Below are 25,022 nucleotides of genomic sequence, written 5' to 3' on the forward strand. Positions count from 1 at the left end.
TCCAGGGGGTCATGGTGTAACCCCCGGTGCGTCGAACAGTGCCAAACCTGCGCTCAACGGCTCGTCCGACGCCGGTACAAGGACGTCGCCAGCAGGAACGAGAACAGGAGCAGGCCACAACACCACGCCAGTGCGATCCAGCCGTTGTTCCCCATCGGCGTCCCGATCAGCAGGCTGCGGACGGTCTCGATCACCGGCGTGATCGGCTGGTGCTCGCTGACCGGCCGCAACCAGGACGGCATCGTCTCCGGCCGGACGAACGCGCTGCTCAGGTACGGCAGGAACAGCATGAAGAAACTCAGCGTGCTGGCCGACTCGACCGACTTCGCGATCACACCCAGACCGGCCGCGAGCCACGAGAGCGCGAGTACGTAGAGCAACAGCAGGCCGATTGTGGCGAGCCAGTCGAGCACGCCGCCGCCCGGCCGGAACCCCATCGCCAGCGAGGCGAGGATGACGATCGCCGTCGCTGCCGCGTTCCGCGCCACGCTGCCGGTGACGTGCCCGGCGAGGACGGCGAAGCCGCGGATCGGCAGCGAGCGCAGCCGGTCGATCATCCCGGTGTGCATGTCGTCCGCGACCACCATCGCCGTCGAGGCGGCGCCGTACCCGGTGGTGAGCAGCAGGATCCCCGGTACGACGTAGTTGATGTACTCCGTCCCGGTGTTGATCGCGCCGCCGAACACGTACACGAACAGCGCCATCATCAGCAGTGGCATCAGGATCGACGCGAACAACGAGTCGACGTTGCGTCGCGCGAGCCGGACACTGCGATCGGCCATCGTCGCCACGTCCTCGAACGCGGCCGCGATCCCTTGGTGTGACATCCCTGAACTCCTAGGCGGTGAGTGCGAGGAAGACGTCGTCGAGCGTCGGCCGGTGCGACGACACTCGCTCCGGCTGCAGCCCGTTGTCCCGCAGCACGTCGAGCACGTGATGCAGGTGCGCCGCCGTACCGTCGGACGGAATGCTCAGCACGTCCTGATCGGCGGTCCCGTCCAGTACGCCGGTTGCCTTGAGCAACTCGGGGTCGGTCCTGAAGCGCAGCTCGATCCGCTCGCCGCCGACCTGCGACTTGAGTGCGTCGGCGGTGCCGGTGGCAACGATCCGGCCACGGTCGAGCAGCACGATCCGGTCGGCGAGCCGGTCCGCCTCCTCGAGGTACTGCGTGGTCAGCACGATCGTGGTCCCGTCCCGGACGAGCTCGCCGATCGTGTCCCACATCATCGACCGGCTGGCCGGGTCGAGCCCGGTGGTCGGTTCGTCCAGGAAGATCACCCGCGGCCGCGCGATCAGGCTCATCGCCAGGTCGAGTCGCCGCCGCATCCCACCGGAGTAGGTCTTCACTCGCCGGTCCATCGCGTCGGTCAGCCCGAACTGCTCCAGCAGTTCGCCGGTCCGATGGCGTGCCGCGGGCCTGCCCAGATGCATCAGCCGGCCGACCATCACGAGGTTCTCCCGGCCGGTCTGGTTCTCGTCGACCGCGGCGGACTGCCCGGTCAGGCTGATCACTCCCCGGACCTGCGCCGGATGACGGAGTACGTCGTACCCGGCGATCGTGGCGTGGCCGGCGTCCGGCCTGGTCAGCGTGGTCAGGATGCGCACGGTGGTGGTCTTGCCGGCGCCGTTCGGGCCCAGCAGTGCGAGCACGGAACCCTCCGGCACCCGCAGGTCGACCCCGGCCAGCACCTCGGTCGCGCCGTACGACTTCCGGAGCTCGGCTGCCTCGACGATCATCGGTCCCCTTCCTTACTGCGTATTGAATACGCTAAATAGCGTAGCAGGTACGCAGTACGGGCTGGCAACCCCTAAACTGAGGCGGTGGAGAACAACGAGCTGCCGGCCGACGTGGCGGCGATGTGGCGATTGCGGGAGGCGCCGCGGCGCGGGCCGAAGCCGTCACTGACCCTCGACGACATCGTCCGGGCCGCGATCGAGATCGCCGACGCGGAGGATCTGGCCGCCGTCTCGATGGCGCGGGTGGCCGAGCGGCTGGGCAACTCGACGATGGCGCTCTACCGGCATGTGAAGAGCAAGGACGAGCTGCTGGTGATGATGTCGGACGCCGCGCTCGAGCGTCCTGAGCCGCTGCCGGAGGACATCGACTGGCGGACCGGTCTGACGTTCTGGGCGGACGGCGTACTGACCGCGATCCGCAAGCACCGGTGGTACGCGAAGCTTCCGATCACCGGACCGCCGGCCGGTCCGAACAACCTTGCCTGGTTCGACTCCGCCCTCGGTGCGATGAAGGACACCGGCCTGCCGGAGGCGGCCAAGGTCGGCGTCGTGATGGGCCTGATCACCTATGTCCAGGGCGAGATCCGGGTCGCGTTCGACCTGGCCGCGGGGTACGAGGCGAACCCGGCCGCCTTCCAGCAGTTCGGCACGACCCTCGCGCGCGTCGTGGATCCGCGGGTGTACCCGGCGGTGTTCCGTCTGGTCGAGGCAGGTGTCTTCGACGAGGTCGGAAGCTTCGAGGAGGACAACGAGGCCGATTTCGACTTCGGCCTGCAGCTCTACCTGGACGGCGTCGCCGCGTTCATCGACCGGGTCTGTCAGTCCAGCTGAATGATCGCGTCGGCCGATCGGGCCGTCGCGGCGATGAGCTGGGCATTGCGTTCGTCGGACCCGTAGGTGCGTTCGTGCGCTTCCTCGGGGGATCTGCCGTAGCGGCGGTGCCGGGCTTCCAGTCGTTCGTGCCGCAGTTGCTCGGGCACCTCGACGTACCAGCACTGATCGACCAGTGTGCGGATGGTTGCCCACGGCATCTCGTCGAAGAGCAGGTAGTTGCCTTCGGTCACGATCAGCGTGACCTCGGGTGCGACTCCGATGCTCGCGGCGATCGAATCCTCCAGCCCGCGGTCGAAGCGCGGCGCCCAGATCTGCTCGTCCGGCGTCTCTTTCAATCTCCTGAGCAAGGCGACGAACCCGTACCCGTCGAACGTGTGGGGCGCACCCTTCACTGCCGCCAGGCCCAGCTCATCCAGCACCGACTGCGCCAGGTGATACCCGTCCATCGGCACCAGGGCGACCTTGTACCCGTCCGCGATCAGCTTCGCGGTGAGTTGCTCGGCGTACGTCGACTTCCCCGCCGCCGGCGCGCCGGTGATCCCGAGGATGGATCGCCGTTGGCGGGTCGCGAGGTCGACGGCACGGTCATACGCGGTGGCCGGGTCCAGAGTCAGCACTCGTCGATCCTAGTCAGCCGAGGTAACCGTCCGGGCGGATGAGGATCTCGTCGCCGTCCTGGGCGTGGTAGTGAGCGAAGGCCTCGGGTGAGGCGTACGTGGTGCCGCCGTTGCGGTTGATGTCGATGGCGTGCGGGTGGGTCGACGCAGTGGTGGGGGAGAAGCGCAGCAGCGTCTCGCGCGGGCCGCGGAAGAGCTCGAAGAGCCGGACCTTGTTGCCAGAGGCATCGGTGAGTGGGGCGTCGGGTGCGCGGTCGCCGGCGGCGATCGGGCGGGTGTCGGACCGGTCGCGGTAGGAGACGTCGAGCTGGCGGGTGTTCTCGCCGCGTTCCAGCGCGGACTCGTCGCCGTCGACGTGCTTCTGCATCAGGCCCTCGCTGATCCCGAGCACGCGCTCGGCGTTGGTGCGGCGCTCGGTCTCGTACGTCGCGAGCACCTCTTCACGCCCGTCCGCCAGCTTCCAGCCGAGGTTGTACGCGTCCTGGACGCCGGTGTTGAGGCCCTGGCCGCCGGTCGGCGGATGGACGTGCGCGGCGTCGCCGGCGATGAACACCCGGCCGACCCGGAACCGCTCGGCCAGCCGGACGTTGGGACGCCACACGGTCGACCAGGTGAGATCCCGCAGCTTGGCCACACCGGGGCCGGCGTACCGATCCACCAGCGCCTGCAGGGTTTCGATCGAGGGGTCGACGTCGTCCTCACCGAGTGGTGCGCCGAACTGGAACTGGTCCCCACCCGCGAGTGGTGTCGCCGCGATTCCGGCCATCGGGTTGTCCTTGGCCGCGAACCAGTAGCCGTACTCGTGATCCAGTCCGTCCATCGCGACATCGCCGAGCAACGTCCGGATCGACTCGTCCGTCGTACCCACGAACGCGATCCCGAGATGCCTGCGGACGAAGCTCCGGCCGCCGTCCGCGCCGACCAGGTAGTCCGCCTCGACGGTCTCGCCGGTGGAGAGCTCGGCGGTCACCGAGTCGTCGTCCTGGGTGAATCCGACGATCGCGGTGTCCAGCTCGACGCGTACGCCGTACTCGGCGAGCTTGTCGCGGAGGATCTTCTCGGTGCGGGACTGACCGAGCATCCAGGCGTTCGGGTAGGGGACGTCCGGGGTCGGCTCCTCGGGCTCGGCCATCCGCCGTGCGTCGACGTACGCGCCGTCGAGGTAGATCTTCATCAACGGCAGTGACCGGCCCTGCGCGAGCACCTCGTCCAGGACGCCGAGATCCTCGAAGACCTCGAGGGTTCGCGGCTGCAGTCCGTCGCCCCGCGATCCATCGAAGTGCTCCGTTGCCTTGTCGATCAGGCGTACGGCGATGTCGCGCCGGGCGAGGTCGATCGCCAAGGTCAGGCCGGTCGGTCCGGCGCCCGCTATCAGTACATTCATCCTGGTCTCCTTGAATGAATTATGATTCACTGAATTCAGATTCAGTTTGAACCTCGCTAGGGTTCGGTGTCAAGGAGGTCGTGGTGACGGACACGGTGAGCCGCCGGCAGCGGGCGGCCGGGACCGAGGCGGCGCTGAAGCAGGCCGCGCGGGAGGTGTTCGCCGAGCGCGGATACCTGACCACGAAGATCACCGACATCACCGCGGCCGCGGGCCGGGCGACGGGGTCGTTCTACAACCACTTCGCGAGCAAGGACGAGCTGCTCGAGGCGCTCCTGAAGGACATGCTCGCGGAGGCCGACGAGCTGGTGGTGGACGAGGCCGGCCACGACGCCGACTTCGGCAAGATCTCAGCGATCCGCTGGCACGTGGCCGCGTTCTGGCGGTTCTACCAGGCGCATCTGCCGGAGATGATCGCGGTCAAACAGGCCGCGATGGCTGACCCGGAGCTCGGCCGCCGGCTGCAGCAGATCATGGCCGATGACGACGCCCACATGATCGAGCACTTCGCCCACCTGCCGAACCCGCCGACCGACCCGCTCGTGGAGATCTCCGCCATGAACGCGTTGATGGAGGGCTTCGCCTACACCTGGCTCGTGGTGAACCCGGCCAACGGCCAGACGATCAGTGACGACAAGGCGATCGACACCCTCACCAACCTCCTCCACCACGGATTGGCCGGCTAGTCCTCTGGCGGGGGTGGCTCCTCGGCGCCTTCGCGTTCGTCGCGGGCGGCCCAGTCCATCAGGGTGTCGAGGGAGTAGACGTTGTCGTCGATCAACGCGTGGAGGTCGCCCAGCTCGGCGAAGCGGGCGGGGACTGTCTCGATGGTGAAGTCCTTCGGGTCGACGTCGTCGACCTCGTCCCAGCGGATCGGCGTCGAGACGGTGCCTTCCGGATTCCCGCGGACCGAGTAGGCGGACGCGATGGTGTGGTCGCGGGCGTTCTGGTTGTAGTCCACGAAGAGTTTCTTCGGGTCGCGGTCCTTGCGCCACCACGTCGTCGTCACGTCATCCGGTGCGCGGCGCTCGACTTCCCGCGCGAACGCCAGGGCAGCACGCCGTACGTCGGAGAATCCGTACGACGGCTCGACCCGGACGTAGATGTGGATCCCGGAGCCGCCGGATGTCTTCGGATACCCGACCGCGCCGAGTTCTTCCAGGACCTCGTGGGCGACGTGGGCGACCCGGCGTACACGATCGAACGGGCAGTCCGGCATCGGGTCGAGGTCGATCCGCCATTCGTCCGGCTTCTCGGTGTCGGCGCGGCGGGAGTTCCACGGGTGGAACTCGACCGTCGACATCTGCACCGCCCACGCGACGTGGGCGATCTCGGTGACGCACAGCTCGTCGGCGGTCCGGTTGTAGCGCGGGAACTTCACCCGCACGGTCTCCATCCACGTTGGCGCCCCATGCGGCAGCCGCTTCTGGTGCACCTTCTCGCCCGCGACCCCCTCCGGGAACCGGTGCATCATGCAGGGCCGCTCTCGCAACGCGTTGACGATCCCATCTCCGACGGACAGGTAGTACTTGACCAGGTCCAGCTTGGTCTCCCCGCGCGCAGGAAAGTACACCCGATCCGGATTCGAGATCCGCACCGTCCGCTCGCCCACCTCCAGCTCGATCGCCGGAGACTTCGCCTTCCCCTTGGACTCGGCCATGTCGTTCAACCTAACCGCCGCGGGGGACAAACCGCACTAAGCCAGGCGGGTGAGCCAGCCTCGGGGGTCGGAGGTGCGGCCGTATTGGAGGTCCAGCAGGGCGCTGCGGATGGACCGGGTGACGGGGCCGACGCCGTGATCGACGGAGTGGTCGCCGATGGTCAGGTCGCCGTCGGGCCAGGCGACGCGGCCGATCGGGGTGACGACCGCGGCCGTCCCGGACGCGAACACCTCGGTGATCTCGCCGCTGCGGACGCCGTCCTTCCATTCGTCCGCCGAGATCCGCCGCTCCTCGACGGTGTGCCCGAGGTCCTTCGCGAGGTCGACGACCGAGGCCCGCGTGACGCCCTCGAGGATCGAGCCGGACAACTCGGGCGTCGCGATGCGGCCATCGGCGTACACGAAGAACATGTTCATGCTGCCGATCTCCTCGAGCCACTTGTGCTCGACCGCGTCGACGAAGGCGACCTGCTCGCACCCGTTGGCGACCGCCTCGGCCAGGCCGGCGAGGCTGGCCGCGTAGTTCCCGCCGCACTTGGCCGCACCCGTCCCACCAGGTGTAGCGCGGATGGTTGAGGTCGTCAGCCAGATCGACACGGGCTTGGGTCCGGTGTCGAAGTACGGCCCCGCGGGAGATGCGATGACGCCGAACAGCACCTCGCGAGCCGGCCGCACGCTCAGTGCGGCCTCGGTGGCGATCATGTACGGACGCAAGTACAGACTGGTTTCGCCGTGCTCGGCCGACGGCACCCATGGCTCGTCCACTGTCACCAACGCGCCCAAGGCCGCGACAAACGCGTCCTCCGGCACATGCGGCAGCGCAAGCCGCTCAGCGCTCGCCGTGAACCGGGCGGCGTTGCGATCAGGCCGAAACGCCCAGACAGACCCATCCGCGTGCCGAAACGCCTTGAGGCCTTCGAAGATCTCCTGCGAATAGTGCAGTACGGCGGCAGCCGGACTCACCCTGATCGGTGCGTACGCCGTGACCCTCGCGTCATGCCATCCACGGTCAGCCGTCCAATCGGCCACCACCATGTGGTCCGTGAACGACTGCCCGAACGAGGGCTTGGCCAGCACCTCCGCCCGAGCCTCCGCAGTGGCCGGATCACTCCGCAACTCGACCGCGAAATCCCACGCGTCTGTCACCGTCGTTTCAGCTGTCACTCTGCGCACGCTACCCCCGCCCCCAGCCGGACCACGACCCACTGCCCACACTCCGGCCCTCCGCGTACACCTTGCGCTCCAGCAGCACCTCCAGATCCCGCACCGCGGCGAGCCCGGGCGCTCGCTCCCGGGCAGCGGTCACGACTCGGCTGGCGTCGTCGTACAAGTAATAGGTGTGCCACTCGTCCGGCAGCTCGACCAGCACCCGCAGGGCGAGCGCAACACCTGCCGCGACCTCTCCGTCGACTGTCAGACACTCCGCCAGCCACAACTCCAGACCGGCGCGCTCGCCGAGTCGCTCGGCCGGACACAACTCCAGTGCGCGGGCCAGCAGGACGCACCCGGCATCGGCGTACCCCAGACTGGCGCACACGCGCCCCTCAGCGCCGTGCACTTCGTACGCCGTCCAGTCGCCGAGCGGCCCGTCCGTGGTGCTTGCCGAGGGCAACTCATCCGCGACCCCGATCAGCTCCTGCAGCGCCCGATGCGCCTCGTCCTGCCGCCCCAGCTCCGCCAGGACCCGTGCTCGGGCGGCGTGAGCCCTTACTACGCAGCCACCGCGCATCGGTCTCGCGAGCGCCAGTGCTTCCTCGGCTGTCGCCAGGAGCTGCATCAACGGTCGCCGCTCGGCCAGTCCGCTCGTGGCTTCGCGAGCACGCACCGAACTCCGCACCGACACGTCGGCCGAGCTGTCTGCGGCAGTCCGAGCCACCTGCCACCAGCGCCTGGCTGCACGCAGCTCTCCGAAGCCAGTCAACGTCATTGCGGTGAGCGCGCTCAGCTCCGCTGCCTGGACAGCCGCGTCGGCCGACTCCCTCGCCTGCACCACCTGGAGATACGTCATCAGGTCGGGCAGCAAGCGAGCAGGTGGAACACTCCGGAAGTCTCCGAGGTCAGCAGTCGCGTCGGTGCAGCCGTAGGCGTTGATGAGGCCGTGCCAAGCCGCCTCCAGCGCATCAGCCGGCTGCGACGCTGCGGGGGTGGACCGGCCCGACTGTGCCTGCTTCTGCTCGAAAGTGGTGGTCAGCTCGTCCCCGGTGCCGAGCTCGCGGTCGCAGAGGCGGGCCAGGCCGGCAGAGCCCGGGCGCTGGCCTCGCTCCACCTGCGACAGGTAGCTGTGGTCGTAGCCGACTCGCGTTGCCAGTTGCCGCAGGCTGAGGCCAACTGCCTGCCTGCTGTGCCTCAACTGCGCGCCGAACGCTGACTCAGCCACAGGATCACCCCCGTTTGCGCTTCGAACTCACGTGGTCCGTGCAGAGGACAGTACAAGCCCTCGCCGACAAACTGTCCCAGAACCCTTGGAGGCAAGGGCATGTGGTCTGTGGGCTGTTCTCACAGCCCACAGACCACACCTGTTGTGCGCAGCGCGTGCTGGGCGAGAGTGCAGAGGTGAACACGATGCAGCGGCAGGCTCGCCTCTTCCGGTTGGTACGCCACACCGCCGTCTCCGGCGTGCGCGGCACAGGCACCCTGGCCGAAGGCGTGGAGTGGTCCGACGGCACAGTCGCGGTGCGCTGGCGTGGTCCTTCGCCGAGCACGTCGACCTGGGACGGCGGGGTCGAGTCTCTGCTGGCTGTGCACGGCAGTGGCGGCCGCACCCAGATCCACTGGCTTCCCGGTACGCCCACCACCGTGAGCAGGACGGTCACGAAGCCACCAGTGCAACCGGCCGACACAGTGGCCGCCGTGTGGCTGCCGGCGCCGGGCGCGGACGGACTGTGTTCCCGCTGCGGTCAGCTGTGGCCGTGCCTCAGCTGCGGCCCGTAGCCGGCGCATCGGCTTCAACTAGCCGCTGGCGAAACCCGCCACTCAGCGCGTGGCGGTCACCAGCAGGTACTGCGCGGGGAGGCGGACCTCCCCGGACGGCGTGGTCCAGTCAGTGGCGATGACGTCGAGCATGCGGATACGGACCTCAGTCAGGCGTCCGGCCTTCTCGAGCAGTGGGAACGTGGCGATGCCCAGCGGGTGGTTGGCGATGCGGGTCTCCCAGTAGTCCTCTGGCGAGGCCGCGGTGACGGCGAGGTCCTTGGCGGTGGTCGAGACCTCGAAGCCGTACGCACCGAACAGCTCCGACAGAGCCTGGCGGTCGTGCCATTCGATCTGGCCGTCCGTGGCCTCGCTGCCGCCGGTGACTTCGCGGACCGCCGTTGCCACGATGCCGACGATCTGATCCATCACCCCTGGGAGCCAGCTGGTCAGGAGGATGCGGCCGGCCGGCTTCGCCACCCGGGCGAGCTCGGCGATCGCGGCGTGCGGATCGGGCGCGAAGATGACGGCGAAGTTGGACAGGATCACGTCGGCCGAGCCGTCGCCGAGCGGGATCGCCGCGGCGGTGCCGTCGACCACGGTCAGGTCGCGCGCGCCGGCTGCTTCCTGGATCACCTCGCGCAAGCGGGTGGCCGGCTCGACCGCGGTCACGCGAGCGCCGAGGCCGGCGGCGACCAGGGCGACGTTGCCGGTCCCGGCGCCGACGTCGACCACGTGCTCGCCAGGCTGGATCCGCGCCGCCGCGACCAGCTCCCGGGCCGCCGGCAGCAGGTCCGCGGCGGTCGACTCGTACGTGCCCGCACCCCAGTCGATCTGAGTCATGCCGCTCACCCTAGGCGGCGACGGGTTCCGGACACCGTCGGGTTTCCGACGGGCCGAACACATTGACCGCGCAGTTATGGAGCGTCTCTACTAAATGGACCGCCCGAGGAGGTTCCATGCGTGCACGATGGCTTGCTGTTGTGGTCGGGGTTCTGCTGGCCGGCATCACGGTGCCCGCGCAGGCCGCGAACATCCTGACCAATCCCGGCTTCGAAACCGGCTCACTAAGTGGCTGGACCTGCTCAGGTGGCTCTGTCGTCACCACTAGGGTCCGCACCGGTGGCTATGCGCTGAACGGAGCCGTGACGAGCTCCGACTTCGCACAATGCAGTCAAACGGTCGCCGTGCAGCCCAGTACGTCGTACACCTTGTCGGCCTGGGTGCGTGGCTCCTACGTCTACCTGGGTGTCACCGGCGGCTCGTCGACCTGGACGCCGTCAGCTGCCAACTTCACCCAACTGAGTCTCTCCTTTACTACTGGCGCGAGTCAGACGTCCGCAGAGATCTACGTGCATGGCTGGTACGGCCAACCGGCGTACCAGGCCGATGACCTGAGCCTTGACGGCCCTGGCGGCACTCCGGGTGCTCCCAGCGTTCCTGGTACGCCGACAGTCACCAGCACGACGAGCTCCGCCATCTCACTGGGTTGGCCGGCCTCGACGGGCACCGTCACGGGCTATCGCGTGTACGAGGGTGCGAGCGTCGTACAGACCGTGAGCGGTACGACGGCGACGGTCAGCGGACTCGCTGCGTGTAGCAGTCACACCTACTCGGTCGCGGCGTACAACAGCGTCGGGGAGTCGGCCAAGTCGGCAGCCACGTCCGGTACGACGGGAGGCTGCACCAGCACGGGATTGCCGAAGCATGCGCTGATCGGCTACCTGCATGCGAGCTTCGCGAACGGATCCGGGTACGTGCGGATGGCCGACGTACCGGCGGAGTGGAACATCATCAACCTGTCCTTCGGGGAGCCGACGTCCGTGACCTCCGGTGACATCCGGTTCAACCGGTGCTCCGTCTCTGAGTGCCCGAACGTGGAGAGCGACGCGGACTTCGTCGCGGCGATCCGGGCCAAGCAGGCGGCCGGGAAGAAGGTGCTGATCTCGATCGGCGGTGCGAACGGGCAGGTGCAGCTCACGACGACCGCAGCCCGGGACGCGTTCATCAGTTCGGTCAGCGCGATCATCGACCGGTACGGACATGGTCAAGGCCGGGTTCCCGGTGGCGAACACCGGTCAGACCTTCCCTGGACTGCGGGAGGACCAGATCGGGTTCGGGCTGCCGGCGGCGGTCAGCGCAGGGAACGGCTACACCGCCCCGGCAGCCGTTCACCAAGCGCTCGACTGCCTGGTCAAGGGCCAGAACTGTGGTGGGTACAGCCTCCGTGGTGGCGCTTCGCCGGCGTTCCGCGGGCTGATGACGTGGTCGATCAACTGGGACCGCTACTACAACTGGGAGTTCCAGAACAGCCACGCGCCGTACCTCGCGGCCCTGCCCTGAGGGTCGGGTCCTCGGGCGCCACAGAGCCCGCCCGGCCGGCCCGGTCCGCGCCCAGCCCCCGCGGACCGGGCCAAAGCCTGTGGATTACCGATCCCGGTTTGTGGCTTCGCGCTGGTATGAAGGAGGCATGACAGCGTCAACGACCCGCCCGGTGATCCTCACCGTGGACGACGACCCCGGCGTTTCCCGGTCGATCGCCCGTGACCTCCGCCGCCGGTACGCCGAGGAGAACCGCATCGTCCGGGCCGAGAGCCCGGCCCAGGCGCTGGACGCCCTCAAGGAGCTCAAGCTCCGGGGTGAGCCGGTGGCCCTGCTGCTGGCCGACTACCGGATGCCCCAGATGTCCGGCATCGAATTTCTCGAGGCCGCGATGGACCTGTTCCCGCTCGCCCGCCGCGTGCTGCTGACGGCGTACGCCGATACCGACGCGGCGATCCAGGCCATCAACGTGGTCGACCTCGACCACTACCTGCTGAAGCCGTGGAACCCGCCGGAGGAGAAGCTCTACCCGGTGGTCGACGCGATGCTCGACCTGTGGAAGGCGACCCCGGAGCCGTCCACCGACGAGACCCGGGTGATCGGTCACCGCTGGTCGGCGCCGTCGTTCGCGGCCCGCGACTTCCTCGCCCGCAACGCGGTCCCGTACCGCTGGCTCGGCGTCGACGACGAGGAGAGCAAGCGGCTGCTCGACGCGGCCGGGATCGATGGCGCCACCCTGCCGGTCGTGATCACTCCCGACGGCACGGTCATGGTCGCGCCGTCCGAGGCCGAGCTGGCCGACAAGGTCGGGTTGTCGACCTCGCCGGCGAAGGACTTCTACGACCTGGTCGTCGTCGGCGGTGGCCCGGCCGGGCTCGGCGCTGCTGTGTACGGCGCCAGCGAGGGACTGCGGACCGTCTTGGTCGAGCAGTTGGCGACCGGCGGACAGGCCGGCCAGTCGAGCCGGATCGAGAACTACCTGGGCTTCCCGGACGGAGTGTCCGGTGCCCAGCTGACCGATCGAGCCCGGCGGCAGGCGGTCCGGTTCGGGGCCGAGCTGCTGACCGCTCGCCAGGTGGTCGGGCTGGAGACCCTCGGCAACGCCCGGCGGCTGATGTTCTCGGACGGCAGCGAGATCTCGTCGCACTCGGTGATCCTGGCGACCGGGGTGTCCTACCGGACCCTCGAGGCGCCGGGGGTCGACGACCTGTGCGGCCGCGGGATCTACTACGGCTCGGCGACGACCGAGGGTCCGGCCTGCGCCGGTCAAGAGGTCTACATCATCGGCGGCGCCAACTCGGCCGGTCAGGCCGCGGTGTATTTCTCGAAACATGCCAAACGCGTGCATATGCTGGTGAGAGGACCATCGCTCACGGCGACGATGTCGTCGTACCTGATCGACCAGATCGACGACATCGACAACATCGAGGTGCACACCTGCACGCAGGTCGTTTCCTGTAAGGGCTCGGAGCACCTCGAGGTGTTGACCCTGCTGAACAGCCAGACCGGCGAGAGCCGCGAAGTGAGCACGGAGTGGATGTTCGTGTTCATCGGCGCGGCGCCCCGGACGGACTGGCTGCCGGGAGACCTGCTTCGCGACGAGCGCGGTTTCGTGCTCACCGGTCCGGACCTGCACGGCAAACCGCCGGGCTGGATCCTGGAGCGGGAGCCGTACCACCTGGAGACGAGCATGCCGGGCGTGTTCGCCGCCGGCGACGTACGAGCCGAGTCGGTGAAGCGGGTCGCCTCCGCGGTCGGCGACGGAGCGATGGCCGTAACACTGGTGCACCGATACCTGGAGATGCTCTGATGAGTGACCACACCGAAGTGCGGCGGCTGAGCCCGGACGAGTTGCGCACGCTGTTCCTCTTCGAGAGCCTGACCGACGAGCAGCTGCAATGGCTGTCCGAGACCGGGTACGTCGAGTCCGCGCACGACGGGATCGTGTTCAACGAGGGGGACGAGGCGACCTGCTGCTACGTCCTGCTGTCCGGTGAGATCCGGCTCTGCAAGCTGTCCCACGGTGAACTGGTCGAGATCAACCGGACCGGCCAGCGCGGGGTGTACGCCGGTGCCTTCAACGCCTTCTTCGGCGCCGACGACCACAAGTCCTACACGGCGACGATGCAGGTGACGCAACCGTCGGAGTTCTTCGTCATCGGTGCCAATGAGATGGCGACGATGATGAACACCTGGTTCCCGATGGCGGTGCACCTGATCGAGGGCTTCGTGATGGGCATGCGCCGGACCAACGAGACGCTGGGCGAGCGGGAGCGGTTGCTTGCCCTCGGCTCCTTGTCCGCGGGCCTGACCCACGAGCTGAACAACCCCGCCGCGGCGGCCGTCCGGGCTGCGGCGACGCTGCGGCAGCGCGTCTCCGGGATGCGGTCGAAGCTGGCGATGCTGGCCGACGGCACCCTGGACGCGACCAAGCTGCACCAGATCGTCGCGCTGCAGGATGATGCCGTCGAGCGGCTGGAGAAGACCAAGGACAAGGATATCCCGCCGATGGAGCTGTCCGACGCCGAGGACTCGTTGACCGACTGGCTGGACGACCACGACGTCCGGGCCAGCTGGGACGTCGCGCCGGTGCTCGCCGCGGCCGGTCTGGATGTGCCGTGGATGGAGAACGTGCTGACCGCGGTCGGGCCGAAGTACCTCGAAGGCGCGGTGCGCTGGTTGATGTACACGGTCGACACCGAGTCGCTGATGAACGAGATCGACGACTCCGTCACCCGGATCTCGACCCTCGTCGGTGCCGCGAAACAGTACTCCCAGATCGACAGAGCGCCGTACCAGATCGTCGACCTGCGCGAGCTGCTGAAGTCCACGCTGGTGATGATGTCCGGCAAGTTGCAGGGCTTCGACGTGGTGAAGGACTTCGATCCCGAGCTGCCGCCGATCCCGGCGTACGCCGCCGAGCTCAACCAGGTGTGGACGAACATCATCGACAACGCGGTCAGCGCGATGGGCGGATCCGGCACGCTGACCATCCGCACCAAGAAGGACGGCGCGTACGCGATCGTGGAGATCGGTGACACCGGGCCCGGCATCCCGGCGGAGATCCGGCGCCGCATCTTCGAGCCGTTCTTCACCACCAAACCCATCGGCGAAGGCACCGGCCTCGGCCTCGACATCTCCTGGCGCATCGTGGTCAAGAAACACCACGGCGACCTTCGCGTCGAGTCCGAGCCCGGTAATACCCGCTTCAAGATCGTGCTGCCGTTGGACCCGGAGAAGGAACTGGAGTCCGACCCGGCGCTGCTGTCCTGAGTCACGCGGGCGGGTGGTTCCTCGAATCACCCGCCCCGATGCTGAGGGCGACGACGTCAGCCGCAGTGAGCGACAGCGTCAACCCGCGGTCGGTGACAGCGTTAGGCGAAGAAGATCTGTGCGATGCCTGAGAGCAGATTCAGCGCGATCATGCCGAGCGCGATCGCGGCGCCGGCGACGGCCGGCGCATGGCCGCGGCGATTGCCCTGCCGCATCGCCTCACGCCCGTAGCGGACCGCGAGAATCCCCGGCACCGAGAAGACGATCAGCGCCGGGCCGGCCGCCGCGGCCGCGATCCAGACCGGAACGATCAGCTGGTCGGAGTAGCCGTACCAGGACAGCAACGCCTGACCGACCACGAACGCGACCACGAAGCTGAGCGGATAGAGCGCCAACGACAGCCACGCGCACACAACAGACCTGTCGGTCTTCTTCCCCACCTGTGATTTCGGTGCTCGCACCGTGGACCGTCCAGACATCGCACACCCCCACGATCAGTGTCCGGCCTATTAGGCGACGCCGACGAGTGCCAATCGGCCCTCTTGCCCAGGGCGTTTGGCCCGTTAGTCCCTGGTTGTTCGGAGCATCCACGTGGTGATGGTGGTGAGGGCTTCGGGGTCGACGTGCTGCGCGGTTGCGTAGTCGGCGGGCGTGGAGGGGCCGGTGCCCGGGAAGAACAGGCGGTTGTCGGCTTCGAGGACCCTGATAGTTGCGTCGGGAAGGCCCTCTCGCCAGGCGGATACGTCGTCGCGGAGGTCGAGCCAGAACGAGGCCGGCAGGCCGCAGGGCAGGTCGGTCGACGGTGTGTCTGGTGACAGATCGGGGCTGTCGACCACCGCGGCCTCGCGCTTGAACTGCTCGACAACCTCGAGCGGAACTCACCGCCGCCGCTCAGCAGCACGACGCCGATTCCGTTGGACCTTCGGCGAGACGGTCCCCGGCACCGCACGCCCGTCGGCATCAGTGCTGTCTCCTCGAGATCGCGGAGGAGCGGCGGGTGCGCGGTGCGGTCGAGCGGTCCTCATCATCACCGCACCCACCCGCCAAGCCAGCACGACCCACGTCGCCACAACTGTCTGAAACCCGAGGTGGAGGCGGCGGAACTGGGGAGGGTTTTACCCCCAAAACGGTACATTTCCCTCCCCGGTCCACCCATTCCGCCCGGGGGACCACGCGATGCGCTTCCGGCTGCGGCAGGAGCGGGCCTCGATCAATGCGGAGCAGTTGGAGCAGTTGACGGTTGACGATCATCGGCGAGGGTTCGCTGCCGCGATGGCTGCGCTGGTGGCCGAGTTCGGTGCGTATCTCGATCACGAGAACGCCGATCCGCTCGCGGATCTTCGCGGCTACCGGCGCACGGGATCTGGCTGAGCCAGGACGAGTTGCTCCAGCTGATCGAGGGGATGCGTACGGCGATCCTGCCGGTGCTGGCCAACGAGGCGACGCCCGACCGGAAGCGCTACCTGCTGAGTCCGATCCTGTTCCCGGTCGAGGATCCAGGCGATGGCTGAGGTGTCACATCTCCCGGCGTGGCTACGTCAAATCGACGTACCTACGCAGGACAAGGAGAAGCTGATGCAGTCGACCGTTGCGGTTGTGCGGGTTCACACGTATGTCGTGGAGCCCAAGAATCTCGCTGAGTTCCTCACCCGTCGGGCTGCCGTGATCGACCTGATCCGCGCTGCTCACCCGGGCCTCGTCGCCACTCGGTTGGTCCGGTTCGAGGACGGCAGCTACACCGATACGTGGTCGTGGGAATCGATGCCGGCGATGGCTGCGGCGTTCCCGCTGGCCCAGAGCCCCGAGGCAGCCGCCGCCTGGTCGCTGACGTCGGACTCCACAGCTGTCAATGGCGAGGTGGTGGCCGACTGACGCCGGCCGGGCGCTGACTGCGTACCTAAGAACAGGAGGTAGTGCGGATTCTGACGCCAGGTCAGCACGGATCACGCTCACCCGAGGCTCTACGTAGACGACTACGTCCTGTTCTTGCGTCCGCAGTCAGGGCAGGGGCGGAGTCGGGGCAGGGGCGAGGGCCGGGCCTTGATGCAGGCGCCGGGTGGTGGTGCTGGCGTCGGGCCGGGTTGGGGCGGCGGGTGGTGCTGTCGTCGGGCCGGGTGGGGCGCCGGGTGGTGGCACTGGCGTTGGGTGGGGATGGCGCGGGCGGAGTACCGAGGGCGGCAGAACGTTGGGCGGAGGGCCGGGGTCAGGGGATGGGCTGGTCGGCTTCCAGGTCGGCGATGGCGGCGCGGGTTGCGGTGGTGAAGGTCCAGAAGAGTCGTCGGGTGGTGTTCTTGCGGTCGGCGGTGGTGTTGATCCGGAACATCGCGCGACGCAGCGGAGTGGTGAGTTCGAGTTGGGCGCCGGCCGCGAGCAGGGTGCGGTTGGCGATGTTAGTGGGTTCGTCGCCGTTGAGGTTACGGATCGCGGCGGCGTCGATCGCCTTGATATCCGCCGCGATGAGCCTGGTGAGCAGGTGGGACTTGAACGTGGGGTTGAGACCGCCGACCAGGACCGCGCGAGTGTCGTCGGGCAGTCCGGCGTCGGCCGTCGTACAGCCGTGGAGGCCGACGGCGTTGAGTGAACCGCCGGCGAGGGCGCGGGCGACGTGGTCGTCGCAGCCGGTCGAGGTGACGTGGAGTTCGGCGTTGCCGGAGGGGCGCAGGCCCTCGAACATCCAGTAGTCGTGGAGCGGGCCCTCCGCCGGAGTCGGGGTGAGGTCGGCCGGGTGGTAGCCCGCGATCGAGAGGCAGAGTTCCGACGTACCGGACTCGATGCCGCCGCCGTGGGGCGCCAGGATCACCGTGCGCTGGACGCCGACCCGCTGGGCCGGGTCGTCGTCGAACCACTCGTGCCGCCGGAAGCGCCGCGAGTAGTCGACACCTTCGGTCAGCCTGGGGTCGGCGTACAACTCGGTGTTGGATGCGAAGGTTCTCCGTGAAGTCGGCACGCCCGTCTCCCTCCGATCCACCCACTCTGAGCCCAGCCGCGCGGATTGGGTAGACGTGCGGCGTGCCTAAGAACAGGAGGTGGTGCGGATTCTGGCGAGAGGTCAGCTCGGGTACCGCTCAGTCGGGGCTATACGCAGACGACTACGTCCCGTTGTTAGGCACGCAGTCAGCGCAGCTGTGCGGGGAGTGCCGTGGGTGGGTGGTCAGCGGAGGGCGGTGCCGTGGGTGTGGGAGAGGAGGTGGAGGTCGTCGCGGGTGGGGAGGGATTCCCAGTCGCCGAGGGCGGTGACACAGAAGGCGCCGGAGGTGGTGGCGCGGTCCAGGCGGGTTTCGGGGGAGAGGTTGTCGAGGGTGGCGGACAGGTAGCCGGAGACGAAGGCGTCGCCGGCGCCGATGCTGTCGACGACGGTGACAGGGAGGGCAGGGCGGTGGATGGTGCCGTCGGACGAGTGCGCCCAGGCGCCCTTGCCGCCGGCGGTGACGATGACGTGGTCGACGCTGGTGTGGGCCAGGAGGTCGGCGACCGCGTCGGGGGCGTCGGTGAGGAGGTCGAGTTCGTCGTCGGAAGCGAAGACGGTGTGCACGTGCGGGAGGAGTTCGCGGATCGCGGTCGCGGCGTCGGAGCGGGACCAGAGGCGGGCGCGGTAGTTGACGTCGAGGGAGACCTGGACGCCTGCGGCCGAAGCTGTGCGTACGGCGGCCAGCGTGGCGGCGCGCGTGGTGTCGGAGAGGGCGGGGGTGATGCCGGTGACGTGGAGCAGGCGGGGTTGGGTTGCGTCGATCGCGGCGATGGCCTCGTCGGCGGTGAGGGTCGAGCCGGCCGAACCGCGGCGGTGGTAACTGACGCGGGTGATGTCGTGTGACGGCTGGTCGAACGCGATGAACCCGGTGAACGAGTCGTCGGAGAACCGCAGGTAGCTCGTGTCGACCCCCTCGGCGCGCAGCGTCCGCTGGATCAGGCGACCGGGCTCATCGTTGCCTACAGCACCTATCCACGTGGCCTGATGCCCGAGCCGCGACAGCCCGATCGCCACGTTGGTCTCCGAGCCGGCGATCGACAGCTGAGCGTCTCCGCCGAGGCGCATCGGGCGCGCGGTCCGCACAGAAACCATCGTCTCGCCGAGCGTGAGGAGATCGGTCATCTCTGGACTCCTGGTGATCAGGCGGCCCTGCAGGCCGCCGGGCGGGATGGCGATGGGTCGGCCGCTGTGGTGCGGGCGGGTGAGGAGATGCGGCGTGGTTGGGCGTGGGAGTCAGATGCCGAGGGTGGTGCGGAACGTGGTGGCGCGGGTGGCCAGCTCGGAGAGTGATCCGCCGGTGCCGGCGTCGCCGAGGAGAGGCGAGCCTACGCCGACGGCCAGCGCTCCGGCAGCCAAGTACTCAGGGGCGCTTGCGGCGTCGACTCCGCCGACCGCGATGAGCGGGGCGTCGGGGAGGGGAGCGCGGAGTTCGCGGAAGTAGCCGGGGCCGTAGACCTTGGCGGGGAAGATCTTCACCGCCGTGGCGCCCAGGTCGAGGGCGGCGACGACCTCGGTGGGGGTGAGGGCGCCGCAGAGGAGGGGCAGGCCGAGTTCGACGCTGCGGTGCGCGCCGCGGGTGATCGCGGGGGTGACGACGAAGCCGGCACGGGCTGCCGCGACGTCGTCGGCTTGCGCGGCGGTGATGACGGTGCCGGCGCCGATCAGGATGCTCGGGTCGTAGTCGGCACGCGCCTTGGCGATCGCGTCCACCGCACCGGGCGTGGTCAGCGAGATCTCGAGCGCGGTGATCCCGGCGTCGACGAGGGTGCGGACACATGCCAGCGCGGTGTCGGGTCCGTCGGCGCGGATGATGGCGAGCATCTTGCGGTCGCGCAGTTCGGCAAGCAGATCCATGGCTCCAACCTCTTTGATCGATCCGGACATAGGACGTCCCATGAGCTCTGGCCCATGTGGCCGCTTTGTGGCTAAATAACGAAGTGAACAGCCGCCCCGTTGTTTACTTTCAGGAGGCATTCGCCCATGCCCAAACGCCTTCCACTCCTCATCGTCCTCGCCCTGGCCACCGCCGGGCTGGCGCTTCCCACCGCGCCGGCCCAGGCCGCCATCACCCAGACCGTGCTGTTCGACAGGGGGGACGCCGGCTACGGCTGCTACCGCATCCCCGCGATCGTGAAGACCAAGGCCGGCACCCTGCTCGCCTTCGCCGAGGCTCGACGCGCCTGGTGCGCGGACTCCCAGGAGATCGACCTGGTGATGCGTCGCTCCGAGGACGACGGCCGCACCTGGTCGGCGGCACAAACCGTTCTGTCCGGCACCGACAGCGACCCCAACGCCGTCGCCACCCGCGGCAATCCCGCGCCGATCGTCGACTACCAGACCGGCCGGATCGTCCTGCTCACCACGATGGACCCAGGTACGACGAGCCGCCCGCGGACGCCGTACGTGCAGTTCAGTGACGACGACGGGAAGACCTGGAGCAAGGCCAAGAACATCGGTGACCAGATCGACGACCCGGCTTGGGGCTGGTACGCGACCGGGCCGGTGCACGGCATCCAGTTGACCCGCGGCGCGAACGCCGGCCGGTTGGTTGCCGGGACCAACTACGACAACGGCGCCGGCGTGAACGCGGGCCAGCTCGTCTACAGCGACGACCACGGCGAGACCTGGCACAAGGGTGCGACCGACCTGCGCTCCGATGCCACGCCGCAGGAGATCAGCGTCGTCGAGAAGGTTGACGGCGGCGTCTATGCCGGTGCCCGCAACAACGCCGGGACCTCCGGTGCGAGCCGGATGTTCGCGGTCAGCAACGACGGCGGCCAGACGTACGCGGCGCCGTACGCAACGATCGCCGGTCTGACCACGCCAACGGTGCAGGGATCGCTGCAACGGTTGCGCGCGGTCGACCGAGGCGACAAGTACAACCGGATCCTGTTCGCCGCGCCGGCCGATCCGGACCGCCGCCGGTACATGACGATCCGGTCCAGCTTCGACGAAGGCAAGACCTGGCAGTCCGTTGCCGATGGCACCAGAATCACCAGCGACTGGTCCGGCTACTCCGACATGGCGATCCTCGACACCGGGGAGATCGGCCTGCTGTACGAAGGCGGCGCGGTGGACGCGCGCGACCAGATCCGCTTCGCCCGCTTCACCGAGAACGACATCGGACACCCGGACGCACCGCTCGGCACGACCACACCCGACGTGTCCGGGCTCGGCAACAACAGCTACCTTCGCGGCGGGACGGCGTCGGTCGCCGGGAAGTTCGGCCAGGCCCGTGACCTCGACGGAGTCGACGATGCGATCCAGTTGCCGTTCGCCGAATCGCTCGCGGTCGGAGCGGGGGACTTCACCGCGATGGCCTGGATCAAGTACGGCGCGAGTACGGCGAACCAGGCCATCTTCTGGGGTTACGGGATCAACGAGTTCTCCCAGTTCTGGCTCAGAGCCGAGCCGGCCGACAGCCGGATCCGCGGCCTCATCACCACCGGCGGCAACACCGCGTCCGTGCAGACGACCAAGGCCTACAACGACAACGCCTGGCACCACGTCGCGCTGCAGCGCAAGGCCGGCACGCTCTCCGTCTGGGTCGACGGAACTCAGGCCGCAAGTGTCACCGCACCGGCCGGATCGGTGAGCCCAGGCCGCCCGTTCAAGATGTACGTCGGTCAGCGGCTGGACGGCGCGCATCACTTCGACGGGTCGCTGGACGAGGTCCGCATCTACAAGCGAGCCCTCACGTCGACCGAGATCAATAGCATCCGCACCACCAACAGCACGACGGTGCCGAACGTCGTACTCGATCTGCCACTCGGGTGACATCACACTGGCCTGGCGGACACGGTCAAGCGCCAGGTCAGCTCACCGCTCGCGGGCACCACCGCGGCGTCGTCCGGTCCCGCGGCAGCCAGGTCGAAGGCGCGCCCCAGCATCGGCTCCACCCCGAGACTCCGGTACGGCGCCTCGGCCGGGAAGCCGGCCTGGTTGCGCCACAACGCGGTGGACACTGGTTGCCCGGGGCAACTCAAGGTCAGCGTGAGTTCGGCGCTGCGGTCGCGGACGGAGACCGACGGGCAGTCGACCAGGACAGCGCCGACGGCGGTCCCGTCGGACGGGCCGTAGACGGTCAGGTCGAGCGGTGTCGGCCAGTCGGCTGTGACCCAAGGAGCGTGGTCGGGCCAAGCGGGCAAAAGCGGTGCAGCCTCGGGGTAGAGGCGGCACTCGGTTCCAGCTGGCGCCGTGATGACGGCGCCGGACGCGCAGTCCAGCAATGCGTGAGCGGCCCAGATGAAGCGGTAGCCCGGCGGTGCCTGCAGGGTGTAGTCGGCGGTGACGGTGTCGGGGCCGGAGGTGAACGCCCGCGTCAAGATGGCGTCGCCATAGGTGACAGTGCCTTCCCAGGGCTGGTTCCAGAGGCCGCCGTGGTCAGGGGTGCCGCGAACAGTCGGGAAGCATTCGTCGAGACCGCCGGCGTCGACGAAGGTGGCGAGACCGGCGCGAGGGCCAGAGAGCAGACCCGGACCGGCCCAGAGCCATTCTCGGCCGGCCAGGTGTAGCGACGTCCAGCGGCCCCCGTCGGTCGGGTCGATCGCCACCTGCCGGCCGGCGGCGGCTTGTTCGGTCACCATTCGGCGAAAGAGCCGTCTTCGTGAGTCCAGACCGGGTTGCGCCAGGCGTGCCCGGTTCTGTCGGCAGCGCGGACCGCCGTCTCGTCGATGGAGATTCCCAAGCCGGGCAAGGGATTCCACTCGGCGTGGCCGTTGACCCAGGTGAAGGGCGTCGGATCGACCAGGTAGGACGTCAGGTCGCTCGACTCGTTGTAGTGGATGCCCCGGCTCTGTTCCTGGATCAGGAAGTTCGGCGTCGCGAACGACACCTGCAGGCTGGCGGCCAGCGAGATCGGCCCGAGCGGACAGTGTGGCGCCAGCATCGCGCCGTGAGTGTCCGCCAGCACCGCGATCCGCCGGAGCTCGGAGATCCCGCCGGCATGGGACACATCAGGCTGGACGACCGCGACACCAGCGTTCAGCGGCGCGACGAACTCTGCCCGATGGTAGAGCCGCTCGCCCAGCGCAACCGGGACCGTCGATGTGCTGACGACCTCGGACAGGTGGGTCATGTGCTCCGGCAGCACCGGCTCCTCGACAAAGAACGGCTGCAAATCCTCGACGGCGTGCAGGATCCGGCGCGCGCCGGCCACGCCGACGCGGCCGTGCAGGTCGATCGCCACGTCGCGGTGGTCGCCGATGGCCTCCCGGGCGGCCGCCAGCCGAGTGACGATGTCGTTGATCTCGGCAACGGATGGCGACGGCTGGATCCGGCCGCTGCCGTTCATCTTCACCGCGGTCATCCCGGCGGCGACCTGTTCGGCGACGGCGTCACCGATGGCGGCCGGCTCGTCGCCGCCGACCCACGCGTAGACGCGGACCCGATCGCGCACCCGTCCACCGAGCAGCGCCGCGACGGGAGCGCCGTACACCTTGCCGGCGATGTCCCACAGCGCGTGGTCGAGTCCGGCGACCGCGCTGCTCAGCACCGGGCCGCCGCGGTAGAAGCCGCCCTTGGTCAGCATCTGCCAGTGTCGCTCGATCTGCAGCGGGTCCTGGCCGATCAGGTACTCCGACAACGTGTCGATCGCGGTCCGGACGACCTCGGCCCGTCCCTCCACCACGGGTTCGCCCCAGCCGACGACGCCGTCACTCGTCTCGACCCGGCAGAACAGCCAGCGTGGCGGGACCAGGAATGTCTCGATCCGCTCGATCTTCACCGGCGCCGCCGTCCACGCGAGGAGCCGCGAACCTCGGTGAGGTCCTCGGCCGCCTTCGCCAGGAGCTTCCGCATCGCTTCCTCGGCGGCGACCGGATCGTGCGCCCGGATGGCGTCCAGCACGCGCCGGTGGCTCGGCACCGGGTCGTCGGACGGCTTCACCTTGTGCACCAGGCGGTCACGATCGGCCAGGCCGGTCTCCATGATCACTTCCATCTTGGTCAGTAGCTCGTTCCCCGTTGCCGCCAGCAACGCCCGGTGGAAGGCGAGGTCCGCGGCGACGGCGGCACGGTCATCCGTGGCCGACTCCATCGAAGCCATCGCGATGTCCAGCGCCTCCAGGTGCGACTCCTCGGCCCGCAGCGCGGCGAGCCGGGCCGCGGCCGGTTCGACGATCCCACGCACCTCGTGCAGTTCCTCGAGCAGTTCCGGGCGTACGTCGTCGTCGAAGTGCCAGCGGATCATGTCCGCGTCCAGCAGGTTCCAGTCCGAGCGCGGCCGGACGAACGTGCCGCGCTTCTGCCGCGCGTCGACGAGTCCCTTCGCGGTCAGCACCTTCAACGCCTCCCGGACCGCGGTCAGGCTGACGCCGAGGTCGGCCTGCAGATCGGGCACGTTGATGGTCGCGCCCTCCGGGATCTGCCCGGACAGGATGCGCTGCGCCATCACCTCGACGATCTGCCCGTGCAGCCCCCGCGTGCCGCGTTGGATCCCCGTCACACCGTTCTCCCTCATGCCGAGTCCTTCGCCGCGGACCATCCGCCGTCGACCACCAGGCTGGAGGCCGTCACGTACGACGCTTCCGCCGACAGCAGGAACGCCACCACCTGAGCCACCTCGTCCGGCTGCCCGAGCCGCCCGATCGCCGTCGCCCGTGCACTCTGCTCCCGGCCCTCGGCGTCGACGCGATCCCACATCGCGGTCTCGATCGGACCCGGAAGCACGGTGTTCACCCGGATCGAGCCGCCGTACTCGACGGCCAGTTGGCGGCCGAGGGCGACCAGGGCGCCCTTGGTCGCCGCGTACGCCGGATGCCCCGGCAGACCGGCGAGAGCATGCACCGACGACATCAGTACGACGGACCCCGCGCCGGCGGCCAGGTCGTCGTACAACGCCTGGAACCCGAGGAACGCGGCGGTCAGGTTGACGTCGAGCTGCCGTTGCCAGGACTGAGGAGGCAGCTCGTGGGCCGGTCTCACGTCGGCGAAGCCCGCGTTGCTGACGAGTCCGTCGATCGGGTCGAGCTCGTCGCGACCGCGCGAGCGCACCTCCGCCCAGGTGTCCGGCGCCGACACATCACCCAGTACGGCGATCGCCCGGCCCGGCACCTCCTTGCACGGCTGGACGTCGACCTGCACCACGGACGCGCCCTCGGCGAGACAGCGCTCTACACAGGCCGCGCCGATTCCCGACGCCGCCCCGGTCACCACGATCACCCGCCCACCCAGCCGCACCCGAGCCTCCTCCACAGCCACTCCCACCCAAGCACGCAGGGCAGAGCATTCCAACGATGAACGAGGCACCAGTTGACCGTGAGGCCGCCGTCTCGTCAAGCGATTTGTCGTAATTTACGAATTAATATTGACACCTGCG

Annotated in this window: 27 protein-coding genes; 10 read left to right on the plus strand and 17 right to left on the minus strand. The window is 68.6% G+C overall.

The window, feature by feature from the left end; translation table 11 throughout:
* Positions 1-53 precede the first annotated feature (53 nt).
* The gene (locus ACXC9Q_RS35740) at positions 54-827 is read right to left on the minus strand and encodes an ABC transporter permease (RefSeq protein ID WP_457061062.1); all 774 of its coding nucleotides are present in this window, start codon (positions 825-827) and stop codon (positions 54-56) included.
* Between the two features lie 10 nt (positions 828-837).
* Positions 838-1,737: an ATP-binding cassette domain-containing protein gene (locus ACXC9Q_RS35745; RefSeq protein WP_457061063.1), complete on the minus strand. Its 900-nt coding sequence runs from the start codon at positions 1,735-1,737 to the stop codon at positions 838-840.
* 84 nt (positions 1,738-1,821) lie between these two features.
* On the opposite strand from ACXC9Q_RS35745, the gene ACXC9Q_RS35750 reads away from it, so the two are divergent.
* Positions 1,822-2,568, plus strand: a complete 747-nt coding sequence (locus ACXC9Q_RS35750) for a TetR/AcrR family transcriptional regulator (RefSeq protein ID WP_457061064.1) — start codon at positions 1,822-1,824, stop codon at positions 2,566-2,568.
* Here ACXC9Q_RS35750 and ACXC9Q_RS35755 read toward each other — a convergent pair.
* The gene (locus ACXC9Q_RS35755; RefSeq protein WP_457061065.1) at positions 2,556-3,188 is read right to left on the minus strand and encodes a nucleoside/nucleotide kinase family protein; all 633 of its coding nucleotides are present in this window, start codon (positions 3,186-3,188) and stop codon (positions 2,556-2,558) included. The two genes, ACXC9Q_RS35750 and ACXC9Q_RS35755, sit on opposite strands and share 13 nt — an antisense overlap.
* Before the next feature lie 13 nt (positions 3,189-3,201).
* Positions 3,202-4,572: an FAD-dependent monooxygenase gene (locus tag ACXC9Q_RS35760; RefSeq protein WP_457061066.1), complete on the minus strand. Its 1,371-nt coding sequence runs from the start codon at positions 4,570-4,572 to the stop codon at positions 3,202-3,204.
* 83 nt (positions 4,573-4,655) lie between these two features.
* Here ACXC9Q_RS35760 and ACXC9Q_RS35765 point away from each other — a divergent pair, with 83 nt between their 5' ends.
* The gene (locus ACXC9Q_RS35765) at positions 4,656-5,258 is read left to right on the plus strand and encodes a TetR/AcrR family transcriptional regulator (RefSeq protein ID WP_457061067.1); all 603 of its coding nucleotides are present in this window, start codon (positions 4,656-4,658) and stop codon (positions 5,256-5,258) included.
* Here the strand turns inward: ACXC9Q_RS35765 and ligD are convergent.
* Genes ligD through ACXC9Q_RS35780 form a run of 3 tightly spaced genes read right to left on the minus strand, consistent with a single transcriptional unit; the run spans position 5,255 to position 8,609 of the window.
* Positions 5,255-6,232: a non-homologous end-joining DNA ligase gene (ligD, locus tag ACXC9Q_RS35770; RefSeq protein WP_457061068.1), complete on the minus strand. Its 978-nt coding sequence runs from the start codon at positions 6,230-6,232 to the stop codon at positions 5,255-5,257. The two genes, ACXC9Q_RS35765 and ligD, sit on opposite strands and share 4 nt — an antisense overlap.
* A gap of 36 nt (positions 6,233-6,268) precedes the next feature.
* Positions 6,269-7,405 (minus strand): branched-chain amino acid aminotransferase, encoded by a 1,137-nt coding sequence (locus ACXC9Q_RS35775; protein WP_457061069.1) that lies wholly within the window; start codon positions 7,403-7,405, stop codon positions 6,269-6,271.
* A 1-nt stretch (position 7,406) separates the two neighbouring features.
* The gene (locus ACXC9Q_RS35780; RefSeq protein ID WP_457061070.1) at positions 7,407-8,609 is read right to left on the minus strand and encodes a helix-turn-helix domain-containing protein; all 1,203 of its coding nucleotides are present in this window, start codon (positions 8,607-8,609) and stop codon (positions 7,407-7,409) included.
* Positions 8,610-8,785: 176 nt separating this feature from the next.
* On the opposite strand from ACXC9Q_RS35780, the gene ACXC9Q_RS35785 reads away from it, so the two are divergent.
* On the plus strand, positions 8,786-9,163 hold the full coding sequence (locus ACXC9Q_RS35785) for a hypothetical protein (RefSeq protein ID WP_457061071.1): 378 nt from the start codon (positions 8,786-8,788) through the stop codon (positions 9,161-9,163).
* Positions 9,164-9,205: 42 nt separating this feature from the next.
* Here the strand turns inward: ACXC9Q_RS35785 and ACXC9Q_RS35790 are convergent, their stop codons facing one another.
* Positions 9,206-9,985, minus strand: coding sequence for a class I SAM-dependent methyltransferase (locus ACXC9Q_RS35790; RefSeq protein ID WP_457061072.1), 780 nt, complete (start codon positions 9,983-9,985; stop codon positions 9,206-9,208).
* Between the two features lie 116 nt (positions 9,986-10,101).
* Between ACXC9Q_RS35790 and ACXC9Q_RS35795 the strand changes: the two genes are divergently transcribed.
* Genes ACXC9Q_RS35795 through ACXC9Q_RS35805 form a run of 3 tightly spaced genes read left to right on the plus strand, consistent with a single transcriptional unit; the run spans position 10,102 to position 14,737 of the window.
* The gene (locus ACXC9Q_RS35795; RefSeq protein WP_457061073.1) at positions 10,102-11,616 is read left to right on the plus strand and encodes a carbohydrate binding domain-containing protein; all 1,515 of its coding nucleotides are present in this window, start codon (positions 10,102-10,104) and stop codon (positions 11,614-11,616) included.
* Positions 11,613-13,274 carry an FAD-dependent oxidoreductase gene (locus ACXC9Q_RS35800; RefSeq protein ID WP_457061074.1) on the plus strand — a complete coding sequence of 554 codons (1,662 nt, stop codon included), beginning with the start codon at positions 11,613-11,615 and terminating at the stop codon, positions 13,272-13,274. The genes ACXC9Q_RS35795 and ACXC9Q_RS35800 overlap by 4 nt, the downstream gene beginning before the upstream one ends.
* Positions 13,274-14,737 carry an ATP-binding protein gene (locus ACXC9Q_RS35805; protein WP_457061075.1) on the plus strand — a complete coding sequence of 488 codons (1,464 nt, stop codon included), beginning with the start codon at positions 13,274-13,276 and terminating at the stop codon, positions 14,735-14,737. Before ACXC9Q_RS35800 ends, ACXC9Q_RS35805 begins: the two co-directional genes overlap by 1 nt.
* A gap of 101 nt (positions 14,738-14,838) precedes the next feature.
* Here the strand turns inward: ACXC9Q_RS35805 and ACXC9Q_RS35810 are convergent, their stop codons facing one another.
* Entirely contained in the window at positions 14,839-15,177 is a 339-nt protein-coding gene (locus tag ACXC9Q_RS35810; protein WP_457061076.1) for a hypothetical protein, read from the minus strand.
* Between the two features lie 123 nt (positions 15,178-15,300).
* Entirely contained in the window at positions 15,301-15,573 is a 273-nt protein-coding gene (locus ACXC9Q_RS35815) for a hypothetical protein (protein WP_457061077.1), read from the minus strand.
* Positions 15,574-15,913: 340 nt separating this feature from the next.
* On the opposite strand from ACXC9Q_RS35815, the gene ACXC9Q_RS35820 reads away from it, so the two are divergent.
* The 3 genes from ACXC9Q_RS35820 to ACXC9Q_RS35830 are packed head-to-tail and all read left to right on the plus strand — an operon-like array spanning position 15,914 to position 16,609.
* Positions 15,914-16,108, plus strand: a complete 195-nt coding sequence (locus tag ACXC9Q_RS35820) for a hypothetical protein (RefSeq protein ID WP_457061078.1) — start codon at positions 15,914-15,916, stop codon at positions 16,106-16,108.
* An 11-nt stretch (positions 16,109-16,119) separates the two neighbouring features.
* Positions 16,120-16,248: a hypothetical protein gene (locus ACXC9Q_RS35825; RefSeq protein WP_457061079.1), complete on the plus strand. Its 129-nt coding sequence runs from the start codon at positions 16,120-16,122 to the stop codon at positions 16,246-16,248.
* Complete coding sequence (locus ACXC9Q_RS35830; RefSeq protein WP_457061080.1) at positions 16,241-16,609, plus strand: hypothetical protein; 369 nt, start codon at positions 16,241-16,243, stop codon at positions 16,607-16,609. The genes ACXC9Q_RS35825 and ACXC9Q_RS35830 overlap by 8 nt, the downstream gene beginning before the upstream one ends.
* Positions 16,610-16,940: 331 nt before the next feature.
* Here the strand turns inward: ACXC9Q_RS35830 and ACXC9Q_RS35835 are convergent, their stop codons facing one another.
* The 3 genes from ACXC9Q_RS35835 to ACXC9Q_RS35845 form a co-directional block, all read right to left on the minus strand.
* On the minus strand, positions 16,941-17,684 hold the full coding sequence (locus ACXC9Q_RS35835) for a poly-gamma-glutamate hydrolase family protein (RefSeq protein WP_457061081.1): 744 nt from the start codon (positions 17,682-17,684) through the stop codon (positions 16,941-16,943).
* A 204-nt stretch (positions 17,685-17,888) separates the two neighbouring features.
* Positions 17,889-18,827: a sugar kinase gene (locus ACXC9Q_RS35840; RefSeq protein ID WP_457061082.1), complete on the minus strand. Its 939-nt coding sequence runs from the start codon at positions 18,825-18,827 to the stop codon at positions 17,889-17,891.
* A gap of 111 nt (positions 18,828-18,938) precedes the next feature.
* Complete coding sequence (locus ACXC9Q_RS35845; protein ID WP_457061083.1) at positions 18,939-19,559, minus strand: bifunctional 4-hydroxy-2-oxoglutarate aldolase/2-dehydro-3-deoxy-phosphogluconate aldolase; 621 nt, start codon at positions 19,557-19,559, stop codon at positions 18,939-18,941.
* Between the two features lie 126 nt (positions 19,560-19,685).
* Between ACXC9Q_RS35845 and ACXC9Q_RS35850 the strand changes: the two genes are divergently transcribed.
* Complete coding sequence (locus ACXC9Q_RS35850) at positions 19,686-21,482, plus strand: exo-alpha-sialidase (RefSeq protein ID WP_457061084.1); 1,797 nt, start codon at positions 19,686-19,688, stop codon at positions 21,480-21,482.
* Between the two features lie 2 nt (positions 21,483-21,484).
* Here ACXC9Q_RS35850 and ACXC9Q_RS35855 read toward each other — a convergent pair whose 3' ends face one another.
* The 4 genes from ACXC9Q_RS35855 to ACXC9Q_RS35870 are packed head-to-tail and all read right to left on the minus strand — an operon-like array spanning position 21,485 to position 24,898.
* Positions 21,485-22,291: a hypothetical protein gene (locus tag ACXC9Q_RS35855; protein WP_457061085.1), complete on the minus strand. Its 807-nt coding sequence runs from the start codon at positions 22,289-22,291 to the stop codon at positions 21,485-21,487.
* Entirely contained in the window at positions 22,285-23,430 is a 1,146-nt protein-coding gene (gene dgoD / locus ACXC9Q_RS35860; RefSeq protein WP_457061086.1) for a galactonate dehydratase, read from the minus strand. The genes ACXC9Q_RS35855 and dgoD overlap by 7 nt, the downstream gene beginning before the upstream one ends.
* Complete coding sequence (locus ACXC9Q_RS35865; RefSeq protein WP_328518725.1) at positions 23,427-24,164, minus strand: FadR/GntR family transcriptional regulator; 738 nt, start codon at positions 24,162-24,164, stop codon at positions 23,427-23,429. The genes dgoD and ACXC9Q_RS35865 overlap by 4 nt, the downstream gene beginning before the upstream one ends.
* Positions 24,161-24,898 carry an SDR family NAD(P)-dependent oxidoreductase gene (locus tag ACXC9Q_RS35870; RefSeq protein WP_457061087.1) on the minus strand — a complete coding sequence of 246 codons (738 nt, stop codon included), beginning with the start codon at positions 24,896-24,898 and terminating at the stop codon, positions 24,161-24,163. Before ACXC9Q_RS35870 ends, ACXC9Q_RS35865 begins: the two co-directional genes overlap by 4 nt.
* Positions 24,899-25,022 lie beyond the last annotated feature (124 nt).

Source organism: Kribbella sp. CWNU-51 (assembly GCF_054073265.1).